Source organism: Streptomyces sp. NPDC059582 (genome assembly GCF_042735715.1).
In the GTDB taxonomy this organism is placed as follows: domain Bacteria; phylum Actinomycetota; class Actinomycetes; order Streptomycetales; family Streptomycetaceae; genus Streptomyces.
The window spans coordinates 1-1,080 of record NZ_JBHWCC010000125.1 but is presented as its reverse complement, the minus strand read 5'-3'; the positions used below and the strand labels follow the sequence as shown (position 1 = coordinate 1,080).

The window sequence follows — 1,080 nt, the reverse complement described above, 5'->3', positions numbered from 1 at the left end:
CCGGTGCCGCTGACGACGCTGACGGTCCAGGCGCTGAAGGATTTCGACCTCACCCGTAAGGAGGCCGAGCGCAGCAAGAACATGTTCGCGCTGGGCCTGCTGTCGTGGATGTACCACCGGCCGACCGAGGGCACGGAGAAGTTCCTGACGTCGAAGTTCGCGAAGAAGCCCGACATCGCGGCGGCCAACATCGCCGCGTTCCGCGCGGGCTGGAACTTCGGCGAGACGACGGAGGACTTCGCGGTCTCCTACGAGGTCGCCCCGGCGGCGAAGGCCTTCCCGGTCGGCACCTACCGCAACATCTCCGGGAACCTGGCCCTGTCCTACGGGCTGGTCGCCGCGTCCAGGCAGGCGGACCTGCCGCTGTTCCTGGGCTCGTACCCGATCACGCCGGCCTCGGACATCCTGCACGAACTGTCGAAGCACAAGAACTTCGGCGTTCGGACCTTCCAGGCCGAGGACGAGATCGCGGGCATCGGCGCGGCGCTCGGGGCGGCCTTCGGCGGCTCCCTCGCGGTGACCACGACGTCCGGTCCGGGGGTGGCGCTGAAGTCGGAGACGATCGGGCTCGCCGTCTCGCTGGAACTGCCGCTGCTGGTGATCGACATCCAGCGCGGCGGTCCGTCCACGGGGCTGCCGACCAAGACGGAGCAGGCCGACCTGCTCCAGGCGATGTACGGCCGCAACGGCGAGGCACCGGTCCCGGTCGTCGCCCCGCGCACCCCGGCCGACTGCTTCGACGCCGCCCTGGAGGCGGCCGGGATCGCGCTGACGTACCGGACGCCCGTGTTCCTGCTCTCCGACGGCTATCTCGCCAACGGCTCCGAGCCGTGGCGGATCCCCGAGGTGGACGAGCTGCCCGATCTGCGGGTGCGGTTCGCCCAGGGACCCAACCACACCCTGGAGGACGGCAGCGAGGTCTTCTGGCCGTACAAGCGCGACCCCGAGACGCTGGCCCGGCCGTGGGCGATCCCGGGCACGCCGGGCCTGGAGCACCGCATCGGCGGCATCGAGAAGCAGGACGGCACGGGCAACATCTCCTACGACCCCGCCAACCACGACTTCATGGTCCGCACCCGG

1 pseudogene is annotated in these 1,080 nt (G+C 70.4%); it reads left to right on the top strand.

Features of this window, described 5'->3' with window-relative positions:
* Nucleotides 1–1,080, top strand: a pseudogene (locus ACFV0T_RS42160) (2-oxoglutarate ferredoxin oxidoreductase subunit alpha); the annotation flags it as partial.